Source organism: Pseudarthrobacter sp. PvP004 (genome assembly GCF_017876035.1).
GTDB classification, from domain to species: domain Bacteria; phylum Actinomycetota; class Actinomycetes; order Actinomycetales; family Micrococcaceae; genus Arthrobacter; species Arthrobacter aurescens_A.
The window spans coordinates 612275-636951 of record NZ_JAGINL010000001.1 but is presented as its reverse complement, the minus strand read 5'-3'; the positions used below and the strand labels follow the sequence as shown (position 1 = coordinate 636951).

At 62.8% G+C, this 24677-nt stretch carries 28 protein-coding genes and 1 riboswitch; of the genes, 13 read left to right on the top strand and 15 right to left on the bottom strand.

Annotation, left to right across the window (positions count from 1 at the left end):
• Nucleotides 1-5: 5 nt before the first annotated feature.
• Nucleotides 6-1208 (bottom strand): molybdopterin-synthase adenylyltransferase MoeB, encoded by a 1203-nt coding sequence (gene moeB, locus J3A64_RS02930; RefSeq protein ID WP_210063597.1) that lies wholly within the window; start codon nt 1206-1208, stop codon nt 6-8.
• Between the two features lie 6 nt (nt 1209-1214).
• Here moeB and J3A64_RS02925 point away from each other — a divergent pair, with 6 nt between their 5' ends.
• Genes J3A64_RS02925 through J3A64_RS02915 form a run of 3 tightly spaced genes read left to right on the top strand, consistent with a single transcriptional unit; the run spans nt 1215 to nt 2564 of the window.
• The gene (locus tag J3A64_RS02925; RefSeq protein ID WP_011775411.1) at nt 1215-1949 is read left to right on the top strand and encodes a TetR/AcrR family transcriptional regulator; all 735 of its coding nucleotides are present in this window, start codon (nt 1215-1217) and stop codon (nt 1947-1949) included.
• Between the two features lie 50 nt (nt 1950-1999).
• Nucleotides 2000-2224 carry a DUF3107 domain-containing protein gene (locus tag J3A64_RS02920; RefSeq protein ID WP_011775412.1) on the top strand — a complete coding sequence of 75 codons (225 nt, stop codon included), beginning with the start codon at nt 2000-2002 and terminating at the stop codon, nt 2222-2224.
• A 37-nt stretch (nt 2225-2261) separates the two neighbouring features.
• Nucleotides 2262-2564 carry a hypothetical protein gene (locus J3A64_RS02915; RefSeq protein ID WP_011775413.1) on the top strand — a complete coding sequence of 101 codons (303 nt, stop codon included), beginning with the start codon at nt 2262-2264 and terminating at the stop codon, nt 2562-2564.
• 70 nt (nt 2565-2634) lie between these two features.
• Here the strand turns inward: J3A64_RS02915 and J3A64_RS02910 are convergent, their stop codons facing one another.
• From J3A64_RS02910 to thiO, 4 genes are all read right to left on the bottom strand, one after another.
• Entirely contained in the window at nt 2635-2988 is a 354-nt protein-coding gene (locus J3A64_RS02910; RefSeq protein WP_210063596.1) for a 4a-hydroxytetrahydrobiopterin dehydratase, read from the bottom strand.
• A gap of 30 nt (nt 2989-3018) precedes the next feature.
• Nucleotides 3019-3834 carry a thiazole synthase gene (locus J3A64_RS02905; protein ID WP_011775415.1) on the bottom strand — a complete coding sequence of 272 codons (816 nt, stop codon included), beginning with the start codon at nt 3832-3834 and terminating at the stop codon, nt 3019-3021.
• A 3-nt stretch (nt 3835-3837) separates the two neighbouring features.
• The gene (thiS, locus tag J3A64_RS02900; protein WP_011775416.1) at nt 3838-4074 is read right to left on the bottom strand and encodes a sulfur carrier protein ThiS; all 237 of its coding nucleotides are present in this window, start codon (nt 4072-4074) and stop codon (nt 3838-3840) included.
• The gene (thiO, locus tag J3A64_RS02895) at nt 4071-5339 is read right to left on the bottom strand and encodes a glycine oxidase ThiO (RefSeq protein ID WP_011775417.1); all 1269 of its coding nucleotides are present in this window, start codon (nt 5337-5339) and stop codon (nt 4071-4073) included. Before thiO ends, thiS begins: the two co-directional genes overlap by 4 nt.
• Nucleotides 5332-5450, bottom strand: a riboswitch (TPP riboswitch). It overlaps the preceding gene by 8 nt.
• Before the next feature lie 27 nt (nt 5451-5477).
• Between thiO and thiE the strand changes: the two genes are divergently transcribed.
• Nucleotides 5478-6149, top strand: coding sequence for a thiamine phosphate synthase (gene thiE, locus J3A64_RS02890; RefSeq protein WP_210063595.1), 672 nt, complete (start codon nt 5478-5480; stop codon nt 6147-6149).
• Nucleotides 6150-6179: 30 nt separating this feature from the next.
• Here the strand turns inward: thiE and J3A64_RS02885 are convergent, their stop codons facing one another.
• A complete protein-coding gene (locus J3A64_RS02885; protein WP_210063594.1) occupies nt 6180-6848 on the bottom strand; it encodes a ferritin-like fold-containing protein in 669 nt (222 codons plus the stop codon).
• Between the two features lie 156 nt (nt 6849-7004).
• Here J3A64_RS02885 and J3A64_RS02880 point away from each other — a divergent pair, with 156 nt between their 5' ends.
• The 4 genes from J3A64_RS02880 to J3A64_RS02865 all read left to right on the top strand — a co-directional run bounded on the left by J3A64_RS02880 (nt 7005) and on the right by J3A64_RS02865 (nt 12482).
• Nucleotides 7005-7952, top strand: a complete 948-nt coding sequence (locus J3A64_RS02880; RefSeq protein ID WP_210063593.1) for a TM2 domain-containing protein — start codon at nt 7005-7007, stop codon at nt 7950-7952.
• 114 nt (nt 7953-8066) lie between these two features.
• The gene (locus J3A64_RS02875) at nt 8067-9569 is read left to right on the top strand and encodes an RNB domain-containing ribonuclease (RefSeq protein ID WP_210063592.1); all 1503 of its coding nucleotides are present in this window, start codon (nt 8067-8069) and stop codon (nt 9567-9569) included.
• A gap of 277 nt (nt 9570-9846) precedes the next feature.
• Nucleotides 9847-11559, top strand: a complete 1713-nt coding sequence (locus tag J3A64_RS02870; protein WP_014922290.1) for a DEAD/DEAH box helicase — start codon at nt 9847-9849, stop codon at nt 11557-11559.
• A gap of 8 nt (nt 11560-11567) precedes the next feature.
• Nucleotides 11568-12482, top strand: coding sequence for a site-specific DNA-methyltransferase (locus J3A64_RS02865; protein WP_210063591.1), 915 nt, complete (start codon nt 11568-11570; stop codon nt 12480-12482).
• Here J3A64_RS02865 and J3A64_RS02860 read toward each other — a convergent pair.
• Nucleotides 12455-13063 carry a MarC family protein gene (locus tag J3A64_RS02860; RefSeq protein WP_011775424.1) on the bottom strand — a complete coding sequence of 203 codons (609 nt, stop codon included), beginning with the start codon at nt 13061-13063 and terminating at the stop codon, nt 12455-12457. The two genes, J3A64_RS02865 and J3A64_RS02860, sit on opposite strands and share 28 nt — an antisense overlap.
• 13 nt (nt 13064-13076) lie before the next feature.
• Nucleotides 13077-13922, bottom strand: coding sequence for a PHP domain-containing protein (locus J3A64_RS02855; RefSeq protein ID WP_210063590.1), 846 nt, complete (start codon nt 13920-13922; stop codon nt 13077-13079).
• 80 nt (nt 13923-14002) lie between these two features.
• On the opposite strand from J3A64_RS02855, the gene J3A64_RS02850 reads away from it, so the two are divergent.
• Nucleotides 14003-15577: an aminopeptidase P family protein gene (locus J3A64_RS02850; protein ID WP_043470471.1), complete on the top strand. Its 1575-nt coding sequence runs from the start codon at nt 14003-14005 to the stop codon at nt 15575-15577.
• 104 nt (nt 15578-15681) lie between these two features.
• Here J3A64_RS02850 and J3A64_RS02845 read toward each other — a convergent pair whose 3' ends face one another.
• The gene (locus J3A64_RS02845; RefSeq protein WP_187329891.1) at nt 15682-16503 is read right to left on the bottom strand and encodes a general stress protein; all 822 of its coding nucleotides are present in this window, start codon (nt 16501-16503) and stop codon (nt 15682-15684) included.
• 76 nt (nt 16504-16579) lie between these two features.
• Between J3A64_RS02845 and J3A64_RS02840 the strand changes: the two genes are divergently transcribed.
• From J3A64_RS02840 to J3A64_RS02830, 3 genes are read left to right on the top strand one after another with little or no spacing between them, the layout of a single operon-like run.
• Nucleotides 16580-17863 carry a magnesium transporter MgtE N-terminal domain-containing protein gene (locus J3A64_RS02840; protein ID WP_011775428.1) on the top strand — a complete coding sequence of 428 codons (1284 nt, stop codon included), beginning with the start codon at nt 16580-16582 and terminating at the stop codon, nt 17861-17863.
• The gene (locus tag J3A64_RS02835; protein ID WP_011775429.1) at nt 17844-18575 is read left to right on the top strand and encodes a DUF1003 domain-containing protein; all 732 of its coding nucleotides are present in this window, start codon (nt 17844-17846) and stop codon (nt 18573-18575) included. Before J3A64_RS02840 ends, J3A64_RS02835 begins: the two co-directional genes overlap by 20 nt.
• 4 nt (nt 18576-18579) lie before the next feature.
• Nucleotides 18580-19707, top strand: a complete 1128-nt coding sequence (locus tag J3A64_RS02830; protein WP_011775430.1) for an Mrp/NBP35 family ATP-binding protein — start codon at nt 18580-18582, stop codon at nt 19705-19707.
• A 37-nt stretch (nt 19708-19744) separates the two neighbouring features.
• Here J3A64_RS02830 and J3A64_RS02825 read toward each other — a convergent pair whose 3' ends face one another.
• From J3A64_RS02825 to sigE, 3 genes are read right to left on the bottom strand one after another with little or no spacing between them, the layout of a single operon-like run.
• On the bottom strand, nt 19745-20131 hold the full coding sequence (locus tag J3A64_RS02825) for a twin-arginine translocation protein (protein WP_011775431.1): 387 nt from the start codon (nt 20129-20131) through the stop codon (nt 19745-19747).
• Nucleotides 20132-20141: 10 nt separating this feature from the next.
• Complete coding sequence (locus J3A64_RS02820; protein WP_286176145.1) at nt 20142-21083, bottom strand: hypothetical protein; 942 nt, start codon at nt 21081-21083, stop codon at nt 20142-20144.
• A 7-nt stretch (nt 21084-21090) separates the two neighbouring features.
• Nucleotides 21091-21714 carry an RNA polymerase sigma factor SigE gene (sigE, locus tag J3A64_RS02815; RefSeq protein WP_011775433.1) on the bottom strand — a complete coding sequence of 208 codons (624 nt, stop codon included), beginning with the start codon at nt 21712-21714 and terminating at the stop codon, nt 21091-21093.
• A gap of 237 nt (nt 21715-21951) precedes the next feature.
• Between sigE and J3A64_RS02810 the strand changes: the two genes are divergently transcribed.
• Nucleotides 21952-22584: an O-methyltransferase gene (locus J3A64_RS02810; protein ID WP_011775434.1), complete on the top strand. Its 633-nt coding sequence runs from the start codon at nt 21952-21954 to the stop codon at nt 22582-22584.
• A gap of 86 nt (nt 22585-22670) precedes the next feature.
• On the opposite strand, the gene J3A64_RS02805 is transcribed toward J3A64_RS02810, so the two are convergent.
• The 3 genes from J3A64_RS02805 to J3A64_RS02795 form a co-directional block, all read right to left on the bottom strand.
• Nucleotides 22671-22838 carry a DUF3117 domain-containing protein gene (locus J3A64_RS02805; RefSeq protein ID WP_009357720.1) on the bottom strand — a complete coding sequence of 56 codons (168 nt, stop codon included), beginning with the start codon at nt 22836-22838 and terminating at the stop codon, nt 22671-22673.
• 225 nt (nt 22839-23063) lie between these two features.
• Nucleotides 23064-24269, bottom strand: coding sequence for a hypothetical protein (locus tag J3A64_RS02800; protein WP_210063589.1), 1206 nt, complete (start codon nt 24267-24269; stop codon nt 23064-23066).
• Between the two features lie 56 nt (nt 24270-24325).
• A complete protein-coding gene (locus J3A64_RS02795; RefSeq protein ID WP_210063588.1) occupies nt 24326-24670 on the bottom strand; it encodes a DivIVA domain-containing protein in 345 nt (114 codons plus the stop codon).
• Nucleotides 24671-24677 lie beyond the last annotated feature (7 nt).

The following is a 24677-nucleotide window of genomic DNA, read 5'->3' as shown; positions in this document are numbered from 1 at the left end:
TACGTTTAGTAGACGGGCTTCTGCGGCTCCACGTCCCGCACCCAGGCGAGAATACCGCCGTCGAGATGCCTGACGCGCGTGTACCCCGCCTTCTGTGCCGCCTCAAGGACAGCAGCCGAGCGCGTCCCGGCCTTGCAGTGGAACACGATGTCCTTATCCTGCGGCAGCTCCACCCACGCCTCGCCGGAGAGAATGCGGCCCTGCGGAATGAGGACCGAGCCATCGATGCTCACGATGCTGTGCTCGCCGGACTCACGGACGTCCACGAGTTCGAAGTCCCGCTCCCCCGACTCCCGTTCGGCCAGCATTCCTGCGAGGTCTTTGGCGGACACAGTGTGCTCCTGGTCCGTGGCCGCGAGTGGCGTCACGCCGCAGAAAGCCTCGTAGTCGGTCAGTTCCGTGATGGGTTCGGCTTCAGGGTCCTTGGAGACCTTGATCTCGCGCCAGCTCCCGCCCAAAGCGTCAAAGAGCGCCACACGGCCCAGCAATGAACGCCCGACGCCGGTGATCAGCTTTACGGCCTCGGTCACCATGAGCGATCCAACCGCCGCGCACAGCATGCCGAACACGCCGCCCTCACCACAGGACGGCACGGAGCCGGCGGGAGGCGCCTCAGGGTAGAGATCCCTGTACGTGGGCCCGTGTTCGGCCCAGAAGACGCTTACTTGGCCGTCGAAGCGGAAGATGGAGCCCCAAACATAGGGCTTACCGAGAATGGCAGCGGCATCATTGACGAGATAACGGGTAGCGAAGTTGTCCGCACCGTCGAGGATGAGGTCATATTTCGCAAACAACTCCAGCGCGTTGGACGCGTCGAGCCGGATGTCATGCAGGACAACGTCCACCAAGGGGTTGAGCTCGGCGATCGCGCTTCGGGCCGATTCGATCTTGGGCGAACCCACGTCCCGTACGCCATGGATGACCTGGCGCTGCAGGTTGCTGAGGTCCACCACGTCGTCATCCACAATGCCGAGCGTTCCCACGCCGGCGGCGGCCAGGTACAACAAAGCAGGCGAACCAAGTCCTCCGGCACCTATGACGAGGACTTTGGCATTTTTAAGCCTGCGTTGGCCCAGGGCGCCGATTTCGGGAATGATGAGATGCCGGGAGTACCGCTCCACCTCGGCCGGCGTGAGATCGGCGGCCGGTTCAACGAGGGGTGGAAGGACAGCGGGCGCAGCGGAGTGGGCAGCAACTATTGAGGCCATACCTCAATGTATGCCTGCAGATGCCGCCCGGTCATATTACCCACCGGTAGAGTAGTCATAACTGCAAAGGAAAGGCGGCAGACTGTGGCTGACGGCACACGGGCAAGCGATGGGGCACCAGCCAAGCAGGAACGGGCAGGTTCTACGCGTTCACCAAGGTTGCCGCGGGATGAGCGCCGCGCACAGTTGCTGAACGCGGCATTGGAAGTTTTCGTCTCCAACGGCTTCCATGGGGCAGCCATGGACGAAATCGCGGAAGCAGCGCACGTGAGCAAACCAGTGCTGTACCAGCACTTCCCGTCCAAGCGCGAGCTCTATATGGCCCTCTTGGACAGCCACCTGGCTACCCTGACGCAGCTGATGCTCAATGCCTTGAACTCCACCACGGACAACAAGGAACGCGTCAAGGCCGTCATGCGCGCCTATTACAGGTTCATCGCGGACGACGACCAAGCCCATCGCCTGGTCTTCGAGTCGGACCTGATTAATGATCCCGACGTCAGCTCGCGTTTGGAGACTTTCAACAAGACTTTTGCGGACGCCGTGGCCCACGTCATAGCCGAAGACACCAAACTGCCCCCTCTTGAAGCGCAGCTTCTCGGGCGTGGTTTGGCCGGAATGGCGCAGGTCAGCGCGCGGTATTGGCTTGAAACGGACGGAAACCTGGACCTCGATGTGGCCAGCGATCTGATCTATCGTTTAGCTTGGCGCGGAATCAGTCGATTCCCCAAAGAGTCCTAGGCTACAAATAGAGGACTGACTTAACACTTGATTGGCTTGGAGGCCTTGCTGTGGAAGTAAAGATCGGCATTCAGAACGTTGGCCGTGAGATCGTGCTCGAATCCGCCTTGGATGCTGACGCCGTTGCCAAAATTGTGGCCGAGGCCGTCACCAAGGGCTCCGAACTCCGTCTTACTGACGAAAAAGGCCGCCAGATCATCGTTCCCGGCAACGTCCTGGGCTATGTGGAGATCGGCGCCGAGGAAGTTCGCCGCGTAGGTTTCGGCGCCCTCTAAGGTTTCCCACGTCTCGTCCGTCCGCTAAGGAGTTTTCATGCTTTCTCTCGTCGTGGTGGTTCTGGCCACCATTGCCACCGGTTTCATTGTGTGGGCCAACGACAAGCGGCACGGCAAGTACGGGATCGCGTTGCCGGCCGGCGTCTCAGCAGCTGTGGGCACGCTGAGCTGGATCGCCTTCATCAGCGCAGGTTTGGGCTACCAGCCGGGCGCAACCTGGATTCCGTGGGTCCTGCCTATTGTGCTCGGCACTGCTGCGGCGGTTGCCGTGGTGCTCTTCCTCGGCCGGACCCGGACCCAACACGACACTGCGGCGCTCACCAAGGCGCTGCGGCTTTAGTGCTTTAGTGCTTTAGGCAGAGTGACCGTCACCCAGGGGTGACGGTCACTACTGTTTTAAGCCACTGTCACTACTGATTTAACCCACTTTGCGACGCCGGATAGCGCTCAGGCTGTGCGGTGGCACCCAAGCCCGCTGCAGCTTCGCTCACCGCGGCGGCCGCGGCAATGTCACGATTGGTCACCTGCCCACCCGCATCGTGGGACACATAGCGAAGGAAGACCCTGTTGTACCGCCATTCCAAATCCGGATGATGATGTTGTTCCTCGGCGAGCTGTCCGATAGCCGCAATGAGCGCAAGCGCGTCCGCCGCCGTCGAAGTTTTGTAGACGGTCACCAGGCCCTCCTGATACTTCCAGTCCGGAAGGTCTCCGAGGGCAGCATTGATGGCTGCCTCAGCCAGTTGCTCATCCTTGGCTGCCATGACTGCCCCTTCTATTTCGGAGAACCCAGGTCAGAGGAACTCTGCCCGGCCCTCCATCGCCGAGGATGCGAGCGCATGCTCCCGCCGTGGAATCCGCCCTGCCTGCTTGGCCAGCCTACCGGCGATCACAGCGTGTTTGAAGGCTTCCCCCATCTGTACCGGGTTCTGAGCCCGGGTTACAGCAGTGGCCAGCAGGACGGCGTCGCAGCCTAACTCCATGGCCAACGCGGCATCGGAGGCGGTTCCGATTCCCGCGTCGAGGACCACAGGTACGGAGGCCCGGGACACGATGAGTTCAATGTTGTGCGGGTTCAGGATGCCGAGGCCTGTTCCAATGGGTGATCCCAGGGGCATGACAGCGGTGGCACCCAGGTTTTCGAGCCTGAGCGCGAGCACGGGATCGTCATTTGTGTAGGCGAAAACCTTGAAGCCGCGGTTCACCAGTTGTTCCGTTGCATCCACCAGTTCCACGGCGTCGGGCAGGAGCGTGTGTTCGTCGGCGATGACTTCCAGCTTCACCCAATCGGTCTCCAGGGCTTCCCGTGCCAGTTCAGCAGTCATCACGGCGTCCTTGGCAGTAAAGCAGCCCGCAGTGTTGGGAAGGACCCGGATGTTGTGGTTCACCAGGAGCTGGAACAGCGATCCCGTTTCGGCTGGGGAATAGCGGCGCATGGCCACGGTGGTGAGCTCGGTCCCCGACGCCAGGAGCGCTGATCCCAGGCCATCGAGGCTCGGCGCGCCTCCGGTACCCATGATGAGCCGGGAACCGAATTCGACACCGTCGATCACCAGCGCGTCAGTGGAATGAACGTCAGTGGTGCGAACGTCAATGTTTGCTGTTGTCATGGTTCAGCCTCCTTGGACTGCTGTTACGAGTTCGAGTTCGTCTCCGTCGGCCAGGGCCGTCACGGCCCATTGGCTGCGGGGCACCACCTCGGAGTTACGTGCGACCGCGACTCCCAGCTTGCCGCCGTCGGCCGCTTGTCCGCGAGGGTCCAAGGCGCGGCCGGTGATCGCTGTGACCAGGGTGCTGACGGATGCGTCATCGGAGACTGCGTGATCGGTTCCGTTGAGTTTGATGTTCATGCTGTTTCCTTGGTGGGAGCGTGTGCGGCTGGTGTAAGAACTTGGGGAACTGAAGCGTTGCCCGCGAAGCGATCAGGCAGGAACGGAGTCCATCGAGGGTCCGTTGTGCCGCTGATGAGTTCGCCCACGATTCTGGCGGCCACGGGAGTCAGGAGCACACCGTGGCGGAAGAAACCTGTGGCGATCACCAGGCCGTCAGTGTCGCCGTGGGGACCGCTGACCCGTCCGAGCAGGGGGGCGTTGTCCGGGGTTCCAGGGCGGGCGCGGGCGGTTGCTTCAAGGAGTTCCAATTCCGCAACTGCGGGGACCAGGGCTTGGGCATCCCTCAGCAGCTGGTAGACGCCGCCGGCAGAGACCGCGTTGGAAGACGCTGACAATCCGTCTTCGCGTTGCGTCGCCCCAATCACCACGGTTCCGTCATCCCGGGGAACTATGTAGACGGGAACGCCTCGAACCATCCCCCGAACAGTGGACGTGACCAAGGGCCGGAGGTTGTCGGGGACGCGAAGCCGGAGGATGTCGCCATAGACCGGCCTCACCGGAAGGTTCAGTCCCTCAGGGAGCCCCGACAGTTGGGATGCCCCCAGCCCGTTGGCCACCACGGTCTCCGCGGCGCGGACCACGACTCCGGATTCGAGTTCCACTCCGGTGACCCGCCCGTCATCCCTCAGCACACCGCGTGCCGGGGAAGGAACGGCGAATCCGTCATCGGCCCCGGACACCCAGGAACCGTCGTCAGGTGAATGGTTTGCTAATCCAGCCAGGAGGCATGCGGCGAGCTTTCGCGGATCCACTTGGTGGTCGGCGGGAATATCGAAAGCGCAGGAAATCTGTGGGCTGAGGAGCGGCTCGCGTTGCCTCGCGTCCCGCAGGGCCAGAGGTTCAACTCCCAATCCAGCTGCGAGCTGCACGGACCTCAGGTCTGCGAGCGCCCTGCGGTCGGCTGCGTCGGCACCCACGGCGAGGGTCGGCGTCGTGCGGTATCCGCTGCCCTCTCCACCCACGTGCAGTCCGTCCACGAAGGAAGGCCACAGCCGCGAAGATTCGACCATCAATTCCAGGAGGTCTCCCTCCTGATAATGCAGTTCGCTGACGGGTGCAAGCATTCCGGCGGCGGCGAACGTTGCACCCGAGGCCGGGACGGGATCGATCAGCGCCACTGAACGGCCAAGTCGCCGGGCTTCATGAGCGATGCCAAGGCCTATGATGCCGCCGCCAATGACGGCCACGTCTGCCTGGATGGGGGTATGGCGGGGACCTGCCATTCGTTTCCTTCCCTACGCCGGTACTAGCCGGATCAGGTCAAGCGGTCGGCGCTGAAGCCCTCTCAGCCGGACAGTCATATGACGAATGTCGCGGCTCCCGCAGTACGTGCCCAGTTTAGAGGAACTACTCTGGTTTCCATGACCCAGCCTGACGCCCTCGCCTCCGCCCGCCTCTATCTGTGCACTGATGCCCGTCAACGGCAGGGCGATTTCGAAGACTTTGTGGACGCCGCATTCGCTGGAGGCGTTGACATCATCCAGCTCCGCGACAAGACTCTGGAAGCTGCCGAGGAGCTTGAATTGCTGGCCGTTTTGCGGAGCGTCGCACAACGGCACGGACGGCTTTGGGCTGTCAACGACCGGGCCGATGTTGCCAGTATTTCCGGGTCTCCTGTATTCCACATCGGTCAAAAGGACCTGCCCCTGACGGCAGCGCGAACCCTCTTGCCGAACGTGACCGGCATCGGTCTTTCCACCCACACACAGGAACAAATCGATGCGGCAGTCGCCACCTCCCAGGGCCCCCTGGGACTGGACTATTTCTGCGTGGGTCCGGTCTGGGCAACGCCTACCAAACCCGGCCGCTCGGCGGTGGGGCTGGACTTGGTCACATATGCCGCAGAAGCGGAAAAGCGTTCGGGCAATGCTGTGACACTTCCTTGGTTCGCCATTGGTGGCATCGACCTCAGCAACGTTGAACAGGTAGTGGAAGCGGGAGCCAGCCGGATCGTCGTGGTCCGTGCCATCACCGAGGCAACGGACCCGACGGCGGCAGCCAAGTCGCTGCTGCAAGCACTGGACACCGTGTAGTTTCCCGCCGAATTCAAGCGGTCTTAGCCGCTACGCGGTCAGGCCAAGGCCTGTCATCCGGCGCCCGTGTTTATCGGCGAGTTCCGTCGTTAAGCTCCTGACCGCTGCACGCGCACCCCCGCCGCCTTTCAGCAATGGTCCCAGCAGGGGGTGTTCCATGCCGACGCGCTGCGCCTGCGTCAAAGCCTCCCCCACCAAGCGGCGACCCCACAATGCAAGGCGCGAGGCCAGGCGCGGGTCGTCAGCCAAGGCCCGCCTGATCAGGACGCGAAGGACTTCCGTGGCCTGGTCAGGGGAAGCGACGCGTTCAACGAAATGCCGCGTTGTTGGGTCGAGGAACATCGATACGGCCCTGTAGAAGTCCGATGACACCGTATCGATGACGTACGCCTTCATGACAGATTCGAACCAGTCCCCCGGTTTGGTGCGCTCATGGAAATGATCGAAGGAGCGCTGGAACGGCAGCATGGCTTGTTCCGGATCGACGCCCATCTCCGATAACCGGTCATTGAGGAGCGCAAAGTTGCCGTAGGCGCCCACGGCGATCTTCGCGAACACAGACCTGTCATGGAGGGTGGGGGCATAGCGCGAATCCAGGGAGAGGCGCCCGAAAGCGGATAGCTCGCCATATGCCATGGCTCCAAGCAACTCCGCGGAGAGTTGCCCGGCAGAGGCTGCAGCGTCCGGGGAGATGCCCATGGATCAAGACTATCCCTGGTGGGCCACAACCTCCCCGGGGTCGGGTTCCTGCTTCCAGTGCCATTCCTACTAGGCTGGCTCGAAGTGAGTTGACTGCCGCATGCCCCTCATGCCGTAGGTCCTCCTCCTCGCACCCACTTCACTGAAGGATTTTCAATGAGTCACCCCAGTTACCCACCCGCGCCGCAGAACGACGCCGGAGCAGGAATTCCGCAGGTGCCTGCCGCACCCTACGCTTACGGCGGCCAGTTCCAGGGTGGGGCACAGCCGGGCTACCAGCCCGGACCGGATTCAGGCCCCTACGGAACCCCGGTGGGAGCTCCGGCGAAGTCCTTCATGACCACATGGATCCTGGCCCTGCTCCTGGGTAGCTTCGGTGTGGACCGCTTCTATCTGGGCAAGATCGGTACCGGAATCGCGAAGCTGCTCACAGCCGGCGGCTTCGGTATCTGGTCCATCGTTGACCTCATCATCACGCTGACGGGAAACGCCCGGGACAAGCAGGGCCGTCCGCTTGCGGGTTACCCGGAGAACAAGAAGAAGGCATGGATCATCACCATTGTCGTCTGGTTCGCGGGCCTGATTGTCGGAATCGTGTCCACGGTGTTGTCGTTGACCTTTGTTGCTGCTGCAGTCCAGGGTGCAGGCACCGATGCCCCGGTCCTGCCGTCGGCCTCCCAGGAGGCACCGGCACCGTCGTCGGGCACTGCCTCTGATGACGGTTCCTTAACCGTCACCATGTCCGAGGGCAACACCGTGAAGGTCAGCCTCCTGAACTCCGGTTACACCACCGAAATTCCCGGGATGTCCTACATGAAACCGACCAGGGGAGGCTTCCTCCTCTTGGAGGTTTCCTGGGAGGCCACAGCTGGAAGCAGTTACGCCTCACCCTCGAACTTCGAGGCCTTCGACGCGGACGGCGCCAAGGGCGAGGAGATCTACGTGGAGGAAGGTCTGGGAGGACTGCCTTCCGGGGATGTTGCCGCCGGAGAGATGCAGCGGGGAGTCATTGCCTTCGACATCAAGAACGGCCCCACCACAGTGGTCATCAGCGATGACTTCGGCGACAAGGCAGCTACTTTCACCCTGACGCCGGCAAACTAAACAGCCGGCCCGGTCCATACCGCCGCACGGAAAGCCCGTTGCCCCCTTGGGGTAGCGGGCTTTTTGGGTGGGACATCCAAGACTATCCGCCGGTTTCGGGCTACCCTGATTTTCGTGTCACATCATCGGATAGCGCCCAACGTCGACGACTCCTCGGACCAGCTCGCCGCGGCGCTTGCCGCTCTCAGGACAGAGCTGGAACTCCCTGGCGAATACCCGGCAGAAGCTGTGGAAGAAGCACGGCAAGCCGTCGCGGACCTTGAGTTGCCGGGTCAGGACCTGCGGCACGTACCATTCGTGACCATTGATCCGGCGACCTCCACGGACTTGGACCAGGCCCTGTTCATTGACCGTGCCGGCGACGGCTACAAGGTCCTCTACGCAATCGCCGATGTCCCGTCTTTCGTGGAACCGGGTGGGGCACTGGACCACGAAACCCGTCACCGCGGGCAGACCTTCTATGCTCCTGACGGGCGGATCCCGCTGCATCCGGAGGTCATCAGCGAGAACGCCGGCAGCCTCTTGGCCGATCAGGACTGCAGTGCGTTCGTGTGGGACTTCGACTTGGACGCGGAAGCTGAAGTGTTGGCTGTCACCGTTGCCCGCGCCGCCGTTCGCAGCAGGGCCAAACTCAGCTACAAGGGCGCTCAGCAGCAGATTGACGACGGTACGGCCCCGCCCGTACTTCAGCTCCTCAAAGAAGTGGGAATCAAGCGTGTTGAACTGGAACGGCGGCGCGGCGGCGCAAGCCTCAACATGCCGGAACAGGAAATCGTCCAAGCAACCGACGGCGGCGGATACAGGATCGCGGCTGCCCCCTCCCTCCCGGTTGAGGACTGGAACGCGCAGATCTCGCTCATGACCGGCATGGCCGCCGCGCAGATGATGCTCGACGGAAAAGTGGGCATCCTGCGCACCATGCCCGCTCCTGATGACCGGTCACTGCTCCATTTCAAGCGCCAGACCTCCGCTCTGGGCAAGCCCTGGGACGGCCACGTCACCTACGGCGAGTACCTGAGGACCTTGGACGCATCCGATCCCCAACAGCTGGCCATCCTTCACTCTGCCGGTATGTTGTTCCGGGGCGCCGGTTACACCCCCTTTGACGGGGAGCTGCCGGCAATCGTGACCCAAGCAGCCATCGGGGCTCCGTATGCACACGCCACGGCACCCCTGCGCCGGCTCATCGATCGCTTTGTCCTGGTGATCTGCGAGGCGCTCAGCAACAACCACGACATCCCGCAGTGGGCTCGGGAGGCACTCCCTTCATTGCCGGAGATCATGGCGGCCTCCGACCAGTTGGCCGGACGCCTCGAACGTGCGGCGCTGGACACTGTGGAAGCAGCCCTCGTAGCCAACCACGTGGGCCAGGAATTCGACGCTGTAGTCATTTCGGGGTCCAAGCCCTCCAATGGGGCCGGTTCCAAAGCTGCCAACGGCAATGGCAGTAACAACGGCGGCAGCAACGGCAACGGGCCCTTTGGCGTCATACAAATATCAGACCCTGCTGTAACGGCCCGGTGCGACGGAGAAATGGAGTCTGGAACCAAAGTCCGGGTGCGGCTGCTGAAGGCCGATATCGCCAGCCGGGAGATCAGGTTCGAGCTGCTGCCCTGACGCCGTTCTGCCGACGATCCGGGCTTTCCGGCCCCCAGAGGATAGACTGGGCTTGTAGTAATGGATGCCCGGTCGTTGATTCAGTTAATTTTTGAACTCAACAAGCCCGCCCCTACGCGATCTTGAGATGTACCAACTGGTCACCAGTGCCAGTACTTAGATAGCCCGCGATCGGCTTCCACTGGACTTGCTTGCGCGCCCGTTCGTGCTCCGGTACGGCTCCGCCGCCGCCGTTGAGCATGCAGCGCCAATGCCCAAATGAATAAGGAAACTCCCTGTGAGTGAATTGCATACCCACGAAGTCCTGACGGACTCCACCGGAACCGAATCCATCGAACCCGAGGAAACGATCATCTCGGATGAGACGCCCCACGAGATCGAAGAGAAGTCGTTCGCTGACTTCAACGTCCGCGCCGACATCGTTGAGTCTTTGGCCGACGCCGGAATCACACACCCGTTCCCCATCCAGGCAATGACCCTGCCGGTCGCCTTGAGCGGCCACGACATCATCGGCCAAGCCAAAACCGGTACCGGAAAAACGCTTGGCTTCGGCATCCCCGCCCTCCAGCGCGTCGCCGGAAGGGATGATGCAGGTTACGCCAAGCTCGCTGTCCCGGGCGCACCGCAGGCACTGGTCATCGTCCCCACGCGTGAGCTTGCCGTGCAGGTAGCCAACGACCTCCAGGCCGCGTCACGCAAGCGCAACGCCCGCATCGCCACCATCTACGGCGGCCGCGCCTACGAACCCCAGATTGATGCCCTGCAGAAGGGCGTCGAAATCGTAGTGGGCACCCCTGGCCGGCTGATCGATCTCTACAAGCAGAAGCACCTGAGCCTCAAGAACGTCAAGATGGTGATCCTTGACGAAGCCGACGAAATGCTGGACCTTGGCTTCCTCCCCGACGTCGAGACCCTGATCGCCGGCACCCCCGCGGTTCGGCAAACGCTCCTCTTCTCGGCAACCATGCCCGGCCCCGTCATCGCTATGGCTCGCCGCTACATGACGCAGCCCACCCACATCCGGGCAGCCGACCCGAATGATGAAGGCCTGACCAAGCGCGACATCCGCCAACTCATCTACCGTGCACACAGCATGGACAAGACCGAGGTTGTGGCCCGCATCCTGCAGGCCCGCGGACGTGGCCGCACCATCATCTTCACCAAGACCAAGCGCACCGCCGCGAAAGTTGCCGAGGAACTCGTTGACCGCGGCTTCGCGGCTGCAGCCATTCACGGCGACCTCGGCCAGGGCGCCCGTGAACAGGCCCTCCGCGCGTTCCGCAACAACAAGGTTGACGTCCTGGTAGCCACCGACGTCGCAGCCCGCGGCATCGACGTTGATGACGTTACCCATGTCATCAACTACCAGTGCGTGGAAGACGAAAAGATCTACCTGCACCGCGTTGGACGTACGGGCCGCGCAGGTAACAAGGGCACCGCCGTCACGTTTGTTGACTGGGACGACATGCCTCGCTGGGGCCTGATCAACAAAGCCCTGGGACTCAGCGTTCCCGAGCCCGTTGAAACCTACTCCTCGTCGCCGCACCTGTACACGGATCTGGACATTCCCGAGGGCACCAAGGGTCGTCTGCCGCGCAACAAGCGCGTCCTCGCCGGCGTTGACGCCGAAGTCCTTGAGGACCTCGGCGAAACCGGCAAGAAGAACGCACGCTCCGGCGGCTCAGGCCGGGATGGCGGACGTGACGGCAAGCGCGACGGCGGTCGTGACGGCGGTCGCGGACGCTCCGGCAGGTCCGGTGACGCCGAGTCCAGCGAATCCAAGGGCGAGGGCGGTCGCAACCGAACGCGCCGCCGTCGTACTTCTGATGGCGAGGCAGCCCCCGCTGCCGGTGCCTCGGAAACCCGCACTGCCACCGCAGACAACGCGGAGAAGCCGGCCCGCACGCGCCGGACCCGCACGCGCCGCCGCAACGGCGAAGTGGTCTCCGGTGAGACCGCAGCTGCCCAGTCCGGCAGCACCGAGGCCTAAAAACCTCAATGACTGAATCTGTTTGGGCGCCGGACGGCGGCAACTTGGTGGTGCACGCGGACAACGCGGAGTTCCTCCCTACGCTGCCGGACGGCGCCTTCACACTCATCTACGTGGACCCGCCCTTCAACACGGGCCGGGTCCAACGCCGCCAGGAAACCCGCATGGTCCGCAACGCGGACGGCGACGGCGACCGCGTCGGCTTCAAGGGCCGCTCTTACGACACCATCAAGGGCGCCCTGCACAGCTACGACGACGCCTTCAGCGACTACTGGTCCTTCCTGGAGCCCAAGCTCGTGGAGGCTTGGCGGCTGCTGGCCGACGACGGCACCCTGTACCTGCATTTGGATTACCGGGAAGTCCACTACGCCAAGGTGATGCTGGACTCCATCTTCGGCCGGGAATGCTTCCTCAACGAGATCATCTGGGCCTACGATTACGGCGCCCGCGCCAAGAACCGCTGGCCCACCAAGCACGACAACATTTTGGTGTACGTCAAGAACCCCACCAAGTATCACTTCGACAACGCCGAAGTGGACCGGGAACCGTACATGGCACCCGGACTGGTCACCCCCGCCAAACGCGAGCTCGGCAAGCTGCCCACGGATGTCTGGTGGCACACCATCGTTTCGCCTACCGGCCGCGAAAAGACCGGCTATCCTACCCAAAAACCCGAGGGCCTGGTACGCAGGATTGTCTCCGCATCAAGCCGAGAGGGCGATTGGTGCCTCGATTTCTTCGCTGGTTCAGGGACCCTCGGTGCTGTGGCAGCCAAACTGGGCCGCAACTTTGTGTGCGTCGACCAGAACGAACAAGCCATCGAAGTCATGCGAAAACGGCTGGGCACCAAGGCCGACTTCCGCCGGAGCGGCTCATTGCCGGACGCCAGCCTGGGTCAGGCAGCGCCCTTCACGAAGGCCTGAACTGCGTCCGCGATCATTTGGACGGCAATGGCTGACAACAGCAGGCCGGCAATCCGGGTGACCAGCTCCACTCCGTTTTCCCCGAGCACCCGCTGCACGACGCCCGCGAAGCGCATCGCCAAGTACAGCGAGCCAAGCACCACAGCGATGCCGAGCCCCACCGCCAGATACTCCGCGAGCTGGCTGGACTGCTGCACGAAAACCATGACGGCAACGATCGCGCCCGGTCCGGCCATGAGCGGCGTTCCCAGTGGCACAAAAGCCACGTTCTTGTACTTGGCGGCATTCTCTTCACCACTGGTGGACCCCGTCAGCAGCTGCAGCGCGATCAGCACCAGGAGCAGGCCACCGGCACCCTGCAGGGCAGCCAGCGAGATGTGCATGTAGTTGAGGATCGACTGGCCAAAGATCGCGAACACCACGATCACACCTGTGGCCACCAACAGGGCCTGGAAAGCGGAGCGGTTACGATCCTTGGCCGACATCTGCGCCGTCAAGGACATGAAAATCGGCACGGTACCCGGTGGATCCATGATCACGAACAGCGTGACGATCACGGATGCGAGCAACTGCAGATCCATCAGCGGACCCCTTTCACCGAATGACCGTGCTGCCTGTTGCCAACTCCTCTATCCGTGACAAGACTGCGGGCGAGGTAGTGTTTTCGCCCAACAGGTTAGGCTTGCCCGCTCCGTGGTAGTCGGAGGACCCCGTCATGAGCAAACCGTGTTCGGCGGCCAAGCCGCGAAGGAATGTCCGGCCCTCCTCCGGGTTGTCCCGATGTTCAACCTCAAGTCCCAGAAGTCCGGCATCAATCATGTCCTGGTAGGTTTTCTCCCCCACAATGCGTCCCCGCGATGAGGCCACAGGGTGGGCAAAGACGGGGACGCCGCCAGCCGCGCGGACAAGCTCGACGGCGACCGCCGGGTTGGGTGCATAGTGCTGCACGAAGTACCGCGAATGTGAAGTGAGGATGGACGTGAAAGCCTCCGTGCGATCCGCCACCACACCGGCAGCCACCAAGGCATCGGCGATGTGCGGGCGGCCCACCGTGGCACCGGGAGCCACATGGTGAATCACGTCGTCCCACGTCAACGGATAATCCTCGGACAACAATGTGACCATGCGCTCGGCGCGGGTGAGCCGGGCGTCCTTGGACTTGGTGATTTCCTCCAGCAGGCCGGCATGGGCGGGATCGTGGAGGTAACTGAGCAAATGGACGCTGATTCCCTGCTCCGTCCGGCAGGAGATTTCCATTCCAGGAACGAACGCAATGCCATGTTCCCTGGCAGCAGCGGCAGCGGACTCCCAACCATCAGTGGAATCGTGATCGGTCAGCGCCACGGCATCCAGACCGGCCGAGACGGCAGAGATGATCACTCCGGCCGGTGTCTCGGTTCCGTCGGAAACATTTGAGTGCGCATGCAGGTCTATCCTCACTTTCCCAGCCTATGGGATGCGGGCGTGCTTGGAGTGTTGCGCCGTTGGCCTCTCCACGAAACTGGTGGGACGATGTAACGGTGAACGATGCCGAAAACACCCAGAACTCGTCCTCCCAGCCACTGCAAGAGCGCGTCAACAACCGCTCGCAAAGGCCCACATCCGATGCCTTCAAGGCATTCATGGCCAGCAACTGGGCGCCCGCCCCGCAGGTGACCCCTGCGCGTGACGCCGTTGCAGACCATGCCGCGCGCCGCCGTCGTACTATTTCCGAACTGTTCAAGGGCGAACGGCTCGTTGTCCCGGCCGGTCCACTGAAGGTCCGATCCAACGACTGCGACTACCGTTTCCGTCCCCACTCCGGTTTCGCCCACCTCACTGGCCTGGGCCTCGACCACGAGCCCGACGCCGTGTTGATCCTGGAGCCCGTAGCTGAAGGAAAGGGCGACGACGGCGGTCACCACACCGCGACGCTCTACTTCCGTCCGCTGGCCGGCCGGGACACAGAACAGTTCTACGCTGACTCCCGCGCAGGCGAGTTCTGGATCGGTGCACGCCCCACGCTCGCAGAATTCGAAGCCCGGCTCGGCCTGCCCACCGCGCACATCTCTGAGCTCGAAATGGCAATCACCAAGAACGTGGGCGCCCCGGAAATCGGCGGCATCTCCATTCGACTGGTCCGCAAGGTGGACGAGAACATCGACGCACTGGTTGATACCGCCCGCTACAACACGGCCAAGGACCCCGAGAACCTGGACCTAGGCGAACTCGACGCCCTGGACGAGAAGCTCAGCGAAGCACTGTCAGAGCTGCGCCTCCTCAAGGACGACTGGGAAATCGAGCAGATGAAGATTGCCGTGGCGGCAACGGTGGAAGGCTTCGCTGACGTAGTCCGCGCCCTTCCCCGCGCGCTGACCCACGCGCGCGGAGAGCGGGTAGTTGAAGGCGCCTTCTTCGCCCGCGCCCGCGAGGAAGGCAACGAACTCGGCTACGACACCATTGCCGCGTCCGGCAACAACGCCACGGTTCTGCACTGGAACCGCAACTCCGGAACCGTCAACGCCGGCGAGCTCCTTCTCCTCGATGCCGGCGTGGAAGCAGACTCCCTCTACACAGCTGACATCACCCGCACGCTGCCCGCCACCGGCACCTTCACCGACGTCCAGCGCAAGGTCTACCAGGCCGTGCTCGACGCCGCCGATGCCGGTTTCGCAGCCGCCCAGCCGGGCGTGAAGTTCCGCGACATCCACACCGCGGCAACCACGGTCCTGGCCGAACGCCTGGCTGAATGGGGCCTGCTGCCCGTATCCGTCGAGGAAGCCATCAGCCCGGAGGGCCAGCAACACCGCCGCTGGATGCCGCACGGCACCAGCCACCACCTGGGCCTCGACGTCCACGACTGTGCGCAGGCAAAACGGGAACTGTACCTCGATGGAATCCTCACCGAAGGCATGGTTTTCACGATCGAACCGGGTCTCTATTTCAAGAATGAAGACCTCGCCATCCCCGAGGAGTACCGCGGGATCGGCGTCCGCATCGAGGACGACATCCTCATGACCGCCGACGGACCCGTCAACCTCAGCGCCGCGCTGCCCCGCGAAGCAGACGACGTCGAGTCCTGGATGGCCGGCATCTACCAGGAAGCCCAAGGCTAAGCGCAGGCCGTTGCCACCACAACAGAAAGGGAAGGCCACCGGAGACAGATCCGGTGGCCTTCCCTTTCTTGTGCTTGACGGAAGCCTTTTGCTCCGGCGAAGCCCTACTGCTTGGTCGACCCCTCGGAGGTGGACTGATGTCCCTCTTCCTGCGGGGTGTTCTGCCCTTGGCTCTGGCCGTCGGTCACACGGACGCCGTACTGCGGACGACCGTCCGGGAGGTCGGGGTAACGGACAGCTGCCGGTGCCGGGTTCTGCGCGGACTGGTCCACTGGGGCGTTCTGTCCCTCAGGAGTACTGGAACCGTTGGACTCGGGGCCACGCTGGCCGTAGGGATCGTTCCACGTGGAAGGCCGCTCAGGCGCCTGGCCGGGCTGCTGGAACGGCGCATTCTGCTGGTTGTAGTTGGCGGCCTGCGGTGCGGCTGCCTGCGACGGGTTCATCGGCAGCTGGTGGAGCAAACGGCGGGCCTCGTGGGCTGCCTCCACAGCGACGATGACATCGTAGTTGGTGGCAACCACTTGGCTGGTGGAGGTGAAGTCACGCTTCCCGCGCTGGGTGGCATAGGTGACGATGCCGAACAGCATGAAGAAAGCCGCACCCATGAGCACCGAAGTGATGATGGAGAACGGGCCGCCGGCGGGAGTGAAGAAGGACAACATGACGCCGACGAAGAGGCCGAACCACATGCCGCTCAGGGCGCCGGACAAAGCCACCCTCGGGTAGCTCAGGCGGCCGGTCACGCGCTCCACCATTTTGAGGTCATTGCCCACGATCGACACCAGCTGAACAGGGAACTGCTGGTCTGCGAGGTAGTCCACCGCCTTCTGGGCATCCAAATACGAGGTGTACGAGCCCACGGTGTCGCCTTGGGGGACACTGCGGGATTCCTCAACGGCTTTGGGAGCACCAAAAATGTTTGACATAGCCCCATTGTGTCTCATGGACATGTGTAGTGGCTGGAATTCAGCTAAAAGAGAGCAGACTCGGTAGCCTGTAAACATGAGCACACATCCCTCACGCGTCTTTGTCGCGCGCCTGCTCGGCTTGGACGTCTTCGACCCCCTGGGCGATCGTCTTGGCCGGTTGCGCGACGTCGTGGTGCTCTCCCGCGGCACCCGTGGTGCTCCCCATGTGGTGGGCATCGTGGTTGAAGTTCCTGGCAAGAAGCGCGTCTTTGTTCCCATGACCCGCATTACGTCCATCGACCAGACGCAGATCATTTGCACTGGCCTGGTCAACCTGCGGCGCTTCGAGCAGCGCGGTGCCGAAACACTGGTGGTCGCTGAAATGTTCGACCGCCGCGTGACGCTGGCGGACGGCAGTGGAGACGCGACGATCGAGGACATTGCCATGGACCAGCACCGGTCCAAGGACTGGTTCGTCAGCAAGCTGTTCGTCCGCCGCGGCCACTCCCTGTCCCCCTTTGGCAGGCTCCGCCGCAACGAGACCCTGATCATCGACTGGGCCGATGCCCAGACCGGCGCCCACAACGAGCCCCAGGCCGCTACGCAGTTCGTTGCCACGCACGAAGACCTGAAACCTGCCGACTTTGCTGAAGCCCTTCAGGAAATGAGCGACAAACGGCGTTTTGAAGTGGCCAGTGAGCTCCAGGATGAGCGCCTTGCCGATGTTCTCCAGGAACTCCCGGAAGATGACCAAGTGGAGATTCTCTCCGCACTTGATGTGGAACGCGCCGCTGACGTCCTCGAAGAGATGGATCCTGACGACGCCGCCGACCTCCTGGCCGAGCTTCCTTCAGCGCAGGCCGAAGAACTTCTCCAACTCATGGAACCCCAGGAGGCCGAGGACGTCCGCCGCCTCCTGGAGTACGACGAAGACACCGCCGGTGGCCTCATGACACCGGTCCCGGTCATCCTGCCGCCGGAAGCCACAGTGGCCGAGGCCCTGGCGCATGTCCGGCGTGAGGAGCTCTCACCCGCACTGGCCTCATCCATCTTTATCGCCCGCCCTCCCTTGGAGACCCCCACCGGACGCTTCCTGGGCGTGGTTCATATCCAACAGCTTCTGCGTTTCCCTCCGCCGGAACCGCTGGGCAACCTCGTGGACAAGAATCTTGAGCCCCTTTCGGACCAGGCCCACATCTCCGAAGTTGCCCGGACCCTGGCCACGTACAACTTGAATTCACTTCCAGTCGTGGACGACGACGGCCGCCTTGTGGGGGCGGTGACTGTTGATGACGTGCTGGATCACCTGTTGCCGGATGACTGGCGCGCCCATGAGGACGACGCCCCTATAAGGAAACTTGGAGGCCGCATTGGCTGATAACAACGCCACCCGATCCCCCAAGTCCTCAGGACGCTCGAGCAGCAGCCTTGACACGCCTTTGAGTGGTCGCCAACGCATCCTGCCCAAGTTCTCACCGAACCCGGATGCTTTCGGAAACGCCACGGAGGGCTTCGCCCGGTTCATGGGCACGCCTACGTTCCTCGTCTACATGACGGTGTTCTGCGTGTTCTGGCTTGCGTGGAACTCGTTCGCACCCACGGACTGGCAATTCGACCGCATGGAGCTGGGCTTCACCCTGCTGACGCTCATGCTGTCCCTTCAAGCCTCCTACGCGGCGCCGCTCCTCCTGCTGGCCCAAAACCGGCAGGATGACCGCGACCGTGTCTCGCTCCAGCAGGACCGCCAGCGTGCCGAACGCAACCTCTCCGACACCGAGTACCTGACGAGGGAGTTGGCCTCGCTCCGCATTGCTTTGCGTGAGGTAGCAACCCGTGACTATGTCCGGACTGAGCTCCGAAGCCTGCTGGAAGACATCATCGATGCTCAGGAAGAGCTCCGCGAGAACGAAGCCTCCGCTGATGGCACGGAATCGCCGGGTGAGAAGGTCAAGGAGAAACTGAAGGAGAAGCGCGACAAATCGCGCGGGCCCCGCACACAGCAGATTCCGAAGGTCCGCCCGCCAAGGGCCGCAGGTCCACAACATTCCACCGGCAAACCATCGCCGGGAAACCCCGAAAGCCGAGCCTGACCATATGACCACCGCATCGGCCGAGGCGCTGCACGCTGCCTTGGCAACCGTCATCGATCCCGAGCTCCGGCGCCCCATCACGGAACTCGGGATGGTGGAGTCGGTGTCTGCCGATGATGACGGAGCCGTGCACGTTGCCGTTCTGCTGACCATCGCCGGGTGCCCCCTGCGCGAGACCATTACCAAGGACGCCACCGACGCCCTCACCCGCGTAGAAGGCGTCACAGGCGTGGACGTGGAACTGAAGGTCATGACCCCAGAGCAGCGCGAAGCCCTCAAGGAACAGCTCCGCGGCCCCGGTGGACAGCGTGGCATACCCTTCACCAAGCCTGGGTCCCTGACCAAGGTGTACGCCGTAGCCAGCGGAAAAGGCGGCGTGGGCAAGTCATCCGTCACCGTCAACCTGGCCTGTGCACTGGCCGCCCAGGGCCTCCGCGTGGGCATTGTGGACGCCGATGTGCACGGCTTCTCCGTCCCCGCGCTGATGGGCATCACACAAAAGCCCACCCAAGTGGACGACATGATCCTTCCGCCTGTGGCTTACGGCGTGAAGGTCATCTCCATCGGCATGTTCGTTGCGGGCAACCAGCCGGTGGCGTGGCGCGGTCCGATGCTGCACAGGGCCCTTGAGCAATTCCTCACCGATGTTTACTTCGGCGATCTCGATGCCCTCTTCCTGGACCTTCCCCCTGGCACAGGGGACATCGCGATTTCCGTGGCGCAGCTCTTGCCCAACGCGGAAATCCTGGTGGTCACCACGCCGCAGGCAGCTGCTGCGGACGTCGCCGAACGTGCCGGAACCATCGCCACCCAGACAGGGCAGAAGGTGGCCGGTGTCATCGAGAACATGTCCTACTTGGAAATGCCCGACGGCGGGCGCATGGAATTGTTCGGAAGTGGCGGGGGTGCCATCCTGGCTGAGCGGTTGAGCGCTGCTGTGGGCACCGAGGTTCCGCTCCTCGGCCAGATTCCACTGGACATCCGCTTGCGGGAAGGCGGCGACGCCGGGAAACCCGTAGTTCTGGCCGCACCCGAAACGGCCGCCGCCAAAGCGATGGAGGGTGTTGCTGCAGCCTTGGCAACCCGGCCACGCGGGCTGTCCGGCATGCCTTTGGGAATCCAGCCGCGCTGAACCGGCGGCCCTTCCCTGGTCTGGCAGATGCCTCGGCTCAGGTTGCTTCGGTATCGAACGGGGCGGCTTCGCCCTCGGCAAGCCGCTCGATGATCCGCGCAGGGGCCTTGGGTTTGGCACCTGCTGCTGCAGCAGCAGCTACGGGGGCGCCGGCACTGACCGGCTTGGTGTCGTCGTCCAGGAGCGCATCCTTGATGATGCGACGGGGATCGTACTGACGGGGATCGTATTTCTTCCAGTCGACCTCATCGATGTCGATGCCGACTTCTTCTTTGATCTGCTCGCGTGCGCCGGAAGCCATCCGGCGCACTTCCTTAACCAGGTTGGCGAGCTTTTGAGTGTATTCGGGCAAACGGCTGGGACCGATGACGAGTACGCCGATAATCAGAAGGAGTATGAACTCCGGGCCGTTGATTCCAAGCACGATACGAAGATTACCTTGTCTGTGGTGCCGCTCCTAAACCCGCGGGACGCAGCAAGGTTTGGAGGCCTCGCAGCACCCTTTTGTACCATGCCTCTGGATCTTCGTCTGCGGAAATCAACGCCATGGACTCCCCCGCCCGGACGATTTCCGGGACGGCGTCGTCTGCACTGTCCGCCGGGAGGTCGGAAGCATAGCTGATGACGGCCGCCGGCATGGTGTATACAGCCTTCCACGGGATTCCTTGCGTGACAGAAAGCTGCGCCGACCTGGAGCGCCCGGGTCCGGACCCATTAGCCGGCAGGTGTTCCTCCACAATGGTGGCGTAGTGACCGTTGCTTTCGAGCCTGATCTCCACAGCAGGGTTGCCGTTGAGCATGGTGGCTTGGGCGGACACGACGTGGAAGCCCATTCCGGACAGCTCAGGACAGGCCCATCCTTCGTCCCGCAGTGACTCCAACTGCGCAGGGCTCAAGCTGACCGTGCTGCCCGCCCGAAAAGCGGGGCCAACCATCGATTCTGCAGGGCTACCTGTCCAAGCACCGGCAACCGCGCCAAGGTCAGATGGTCCCGCGAGGACGCGCGAATCCTCATCACCGGCGATTACGTAGGCCGAGACCGCCAAGGCCCCTGCACTGACCGCCAAGGTACCCGCGGCAATGCCCGCAATGCGAAGGCCCCGGAAGCGACCGAACGGATGTTGCGGCGTGGAGGTTGAGTACGTTGGGGCCGGCTCGTTGGCCAGGCGTTCGGTGTGCTGGATCAATCGCGCGGCAAGATCCTGGCTTGCTTCGGGGACAGCCGCTCCACGAAGGCGTTCAAGGTACTGCCGCTCCCGGCGGAGCGCAATTCGGCACTCCGCGCAGTCCTGGAGGTGTTCCGGCGTGCGCGGATGGCGCAGCGCAGCCAATCTGCGTCGGGAAAGGGCTCCCGGACGAAGTGAACGTCGAGGCATCGACACCCTAAAGAATGCTGGCGATGCGGGGCATCTTCAACCGCGGCTTGCGGGCCTCTGCCGGACGGGGGTCGCGGTGGGCAAGTTTCTCGCGCAGCATGGTGCGCCCCCGGTGGATGCGGGATCGGACGGTCCCCAGCTTCACACCGAGCGCCTCGGCGACTTCGTCGTACGAAAGGCCCTCAAGGTCACACAGCACGACGGCGGCGCGGAAGTCCGGTGGGAGTTCTTCCAGGGCCCGCTGGACATCAAGGTCAAGGTTGTTGTGCTCGAAGCTCTGTTCCGGGCCGGGCTCGCGACCGGGCAAACGGGATTCGGCATCCTCGGCGAGCGCATCGAAGCGGATTCGGCTCTTGCGGCGCGCCTGATCCAGAAACAGGTTGGTGGTGATGCGGTGCAACCAGCCATCCAGGGTTCCCGGCTTGAAATTCTCAAGTGAACGAAACACCCTGACGAAGACCTCCTGCGTGAGATCCTCGGCGTCGAACTTGTTGCCGGTCAGGCGATAGGCGAGGCGATACACCTTGGCGGAGTGGTTCGAAACCACTTCCTCCCAGCTGGGCATGACCCAATCAGTAACGGCCTCAAGGCTTTCCGTTGTTTGGACTGGCGCAGCATGCGATGCCGGCATCGTCCACTCCCCTCAAACTCTGGTACACCGAATCTTCGGTGCCGCCCACCTCATGGATGACCGGAGCATTATCATCCCAAGTTTGTCTGGGAATTTCCTGACTGGCGGGCCATTTCTCCGCAAGGCTGAACTCGGTGACGGACACAGGCTCGGAGGAGCTCCCCTGCAGCGGGTTTACCGGTGCGGACCCAGTAGTCTTGGTACAAACACCCCTACCCGCGGAAAGCGAACCCCTTCATGAGTGCCGACAAGTCAAGCAGCTGGTCCTACGCAGAAGATCTGCCGGCTGAGGATGACGTGTTGTTGCGCGCCCGGGAGCGGTCCTTTGAACTCGGTGTTACCCCTATCAGCCCCGGTGTGGGTGCAGTGCTGACAGTGCTCGCTGCCGCTTCAAAGGCCCAGACCGTGGTGGAAGTCGGTTCGGGTGCCGGAGTGTCCGGGGTTTGCTTGCTGCGTGGACTAAGCCCCCATGCTGTGCTGACCACCATCGACGTGGACGTCGAACACCTCAAAGCCGCCAGGGAAGCGTTCCTGGAGTCGGGCAGTCCGGCCAACCGTACCCGCACCATCTCAGGCCGCGCAGCTGATGTGTTGCCTCGCCTGACCGACTCCGCGTACGACCTCGTCTTCATCGATGCCGACAAGCCAAACTTCCCCAAGTACGTGGAACAGGCAATCCGTCTCTTGAAGTCCGGAGGCACCTTGGTCATCAACGATGCTTTGGACAAGGACCGTGTCTCCAATCCGGCGGCGCGGGACGCCACCACCGTGGTCCTGCGTCAGATCGTAAAGGCAATTCGCGACGACGAGCGGCTGGCATCCGCGATGCTGCCGACGGGCGACGGGCTTCTGGTGGCTGTCAAGAAATAGATCGCCCTTCAGTGGCACGAGAACAGCTTAAACAACAGCAGGGCCTCGGCTTGCCGGGCCCTGCTGTGTAACTCTATTCAAAACGCCTATTCAGTAACGCCTACGAGGCATTCCTTGAGGTTGGCCGCTTCCGCAGCGTTGAGCTCGACAACGAGTCGTCCTCCGCCTTCGAGCGGCACACGCATGATCAAGCTGCGTCCCTCTTTGGTAACTTCCATAGGGCCGTCGCCGGTACGTGGTTTCATAGCCGCCATTAGGAAAATCCCCTCCATTTGTCCCAAGTCACGCCAACCCGGCCGGGCTGGTTCCGCGTCGCAATTGCAGCCGGCGGCACCGCTTGGAGGCCGCCTTGGCCGGGCACTTTTCGGTGCTTTGTCCTTGCTCTTAGTCCATTATCCCGTAATTACCCGTCCGTAGCGAATCAAACACCTATTTGTCCGGGCTTTGTACATACTCCCTTCACGCAGCAAAGGTCCACGTCAGGGCGGATAGTCCCCGCCCCCGGGGAGCGGAGCCCACGCCCACAGCCACACCACCCAGACGATCTGGAGGAGGACGAACATCACCACCACGGTTGCCCGGTACGCCTTGGACTTGGACAGCAATGCCACGCCCAGTGCCAGCGGGAAAAGGGGCAACAGCATTCTGAACGTACTGGTCTGAGGATGCAGGAAGACCAGCAGGTATCCCATGTAGCAGGCACACCACAGCCGCAGCTCTGCTCCGAGGGCTCTGACGGGCTTCGACATCATGACCAGCACGAAAAGAGCGGCGAAGACGAAGGGGGCCAGCACGCCCAGCACAGGACCAAACAGCATCCGACCCGTGTCGAACCATGGTTTGAAGGGCACAAGATCGTGCCCCCGCCATGCTGTTTCAGTCCGTGTGTAGGCAGTAAATTCACCGGTAGTAGCCCAAGCGATGGCCGGCCATGCGAGAGCTCCGATGCCCGCTGCAAGCACCAGTGCGCCCAGTGAAAGCAAGCCGCGCACCGACGTCGTCTCGTCGTCATCACGGACCGAAGCTTGGGCCGATAGCGTCCTGGACCGCCCGAAGCGCTGCCACACACGCCAAATCAGCAGCAAGCCCATCATGGCTGCGAAGGGTACCCCCGTCGGCCTGGACAAGCACATCAGGAGCACAACCGGAATTGCGGCCAGATATCGGCGGCGGACCACCAGCAACAAGGAGCCGGACAACAGCAGCAGATTCAAGGACTCGGCATACGGGACCTGGAGGATCGGCGACACGGGAAAAGTAGAGACGAAGACGACGCCCCAGAGTGCGGCGCGCTTGCCTGCGAACTCGCGGAAGAGCTTGTAAATCACCAAAGCTGCGCCCACACCCGCCAGCATGGCGATGATGGTGAGCGCCGGGAAGGTTCCTAGCCCCGTGGCTGCCGAGAGACCCCGGGCCAGGAAGGGAAAGAGCGCATAGAACGCCCATGCGTTCTGCTGTACCACACCATTCGCGTCTACGGGCAGGACCGAGGGGTAACCGTTATCGGCAGCTTCCTGGTACCAGCGTCCATCCCAGATAGTGATGAAGTTCCAGTAATCCGGGGCCGGCGGGAACCAAGGATTTGTTCCCTGGTGAATGGCAGCCGCCATGAAGATACTTGCACTGACCATTCTGGCCACCACAAAAATCAAGGAAACCTGCAGCCACCAAGGCCATCCAGCCATTCTTACTGCCGCGGTCGAGAGCCCGTGGGAAAGCCGATCCGTGGGGGTTCGTGAGCTCACGGCTGGGTCCGACCGGTTTCGCCGCCCTCACGACGCGGCTGCTGTACCAAGGCGCCAAGTCGTTCGATCTCGCGGTCCTTGGCCTGCAGCTGGTCTCTGAGCTCGTCCAGGACCTGGTCAACCTGATCCATGCGGTACCCGCGAAGCCCCAGGGCAAAGCTCAAGGAGTCGATGTCTGCGGGCTTGGCATTCTCCGGCAGCAGGACAGCGGGCAGGTTGGGGACCGGTTGATCAAGTCCCGATCCGATCGAACGCCCCCGTACGATCCCGGCACCGAGATACAGCGCCGCGCCGACGAGGACTATCGCGAGAAACACCAGGAAAAAGCTCACAGGGTCCATCGTGCCA

What these genes read in the sequence shown, in the direction of transcription:
- moeB (WP_210063597.1), bottom strand. Translation starts at nt 1,208, where the DNA reads ATGGCCTCAATAGTTGCTGCCCACTCCGCTGCGCCCGCTGTCCTTCCA.
- J3A64_RS02925 (WP_011775411.1), top strand. Translation starts at nt 1,215, where the DNA reads ATGTATGCCTGCAGATGCCGCCCGGTCATATTACCCACCGGTAGAGTA.
- J3A64_RS02915 (WP_011775413.1), top strand. Translation starts at nt 2,262, where the DNA reads ATGCTTTCTCTCGTCGTGGTGGTTCTGGCCACCATTGCCACCGGTTTC.
- J3A64_RS02910 (WP_210063596.1), bottom strand. Translation starts at nt 2,988, where the DNA reads ATGGCAGCCAAGGATGAGCAACTGGCTGAGGCAGCCATCAATGCTGCC.
- J3A64_RS02905 (WP_011775415.1), bottom strand. Translation starts at nt 3,834, where the DNA reads ATGACAACAGCAAACATTGACGTTCGCACCACTGACGTTCATTCCACT.
- thiS (WP_011775416.1), bottom strand. Translation starts at nt 4,074, where the DNA reads ATGAACATCAAACTCAACGGAACCGATCACGCAGTCTCCGATGACGCA.
- thiO (WP_011775417.1), bottom strand. Translation starts at nt 5,339, where the DNA reads ATGGCAGGTCCCCGCCATACCCCCATCCAGGCAGACGTGGCCGTCATT.
- thiE (WP_210063595.1), top strand. Translation starts at nt 5,478, where the DNA reads ATGACCCAGCCTGACGCCCTCGCCTCCGCCCGCCTCTATCTGTGCACT.
- J3A64_RS02885 (WP_210063594.1), bottom strand. Translation starts at nt 6,848, where the DNA reads ATGGGCATCTCCCCGGACGCTGCAGCCTCTGCCGGGCAACTCTCCGCG.
- J3A64_RS02880 (WP_210063593.1), top strand. Translation starts at nt 7,005, where the DNA reads ATGAGTCACCCCAGTTACCCACCCGCGCCGCAGAACGACGCCGGAGCA.
- J3A64_RS02865 (WP_210063591.1), top strand. Translation starts at nt 11,568, where the DNA reads ATGACTGAATCTGTTTGGGCGCCGGACGGCGGCAACTTGGTGGTGCAC.
- J3A64_RS02860 (WP_011775424.1), bottom strand. Translation starts at nt 13,063, where the DNA reads ATGGATCTGCAGTTGCTCGCATCCGTGATCGTCACGCTGTTCGTGATC.
- J3A64_RS02845 (WP_187329891.1), bottom strand. Translation starts at nt 16,503, where the DNA reads ATGTCAAACATTTTTGGTGCTCCCAAAGCCGTTGAGGAATCCCGCAGT.
- J3A64_RS02840 (WP_011775428.1), top strand. Translation starts at nt 16,580, where the DNA reads ATGAGCACACATCCCTCACGCGTCTTTGTCGCGCGCCTGCTCGGCTTG.
- J3A64_RS02830 (WP_011775430.1), top strand. Translation starts at nt 18,580, where the DNA reads ATGACCACCGCATCGGCCGAGGCGCTGCACGCTGCCTTGGCAACCGTC.
- J3A64_RS02820 (WP_286176145.1), bottom strand. Translation starts at nt 21,083, where the DNA reads ATGCCTCGACGTTCACTTCGTCCGGGAGCCCTTTCCCGACGCAGATTG.
- sigE (WP_011775433.1), bottom strand. Translation starts at nt 21,714, where the DNA reads ATGCCGGCATCGCATGCTGCGCCAGTCCAAACAACGGAAAGCCTTGAG.
- J3A64_RS02810 (WP_011775434.1), top strand. Translation starts at nt 21,952, where the DNA reads ATGAGTGCCGACAAGTCAAGCAGCTGGTCCTACGCAGAAGATCTGCCG.
- J3A64_RS02805 (WP_009357720.1), bottom strand. Translation starts at nt 22,838, where the DNA reads ATGGCGGCTATGAAACCACGTACCGGCGACGGCCCTATGGAAGTTACC.
- J3A64_RS02800 (WP_210063589.1), bottom strand. Translation starts at nt 24,269, where the DNA reads ATGGCTGGATGGCCTTGGTGGCTGCAGGTTTCCTTGATTTTTGTGGTG.
- J3A64_RS02795 (WP_210063588.1), bottom strand. Translation starts at nt 24,670, where the DNA reads ATGGACCCTGTGAGCTTTTTCCTGGTGTTTCTCGCGATAGTCCTCGTC.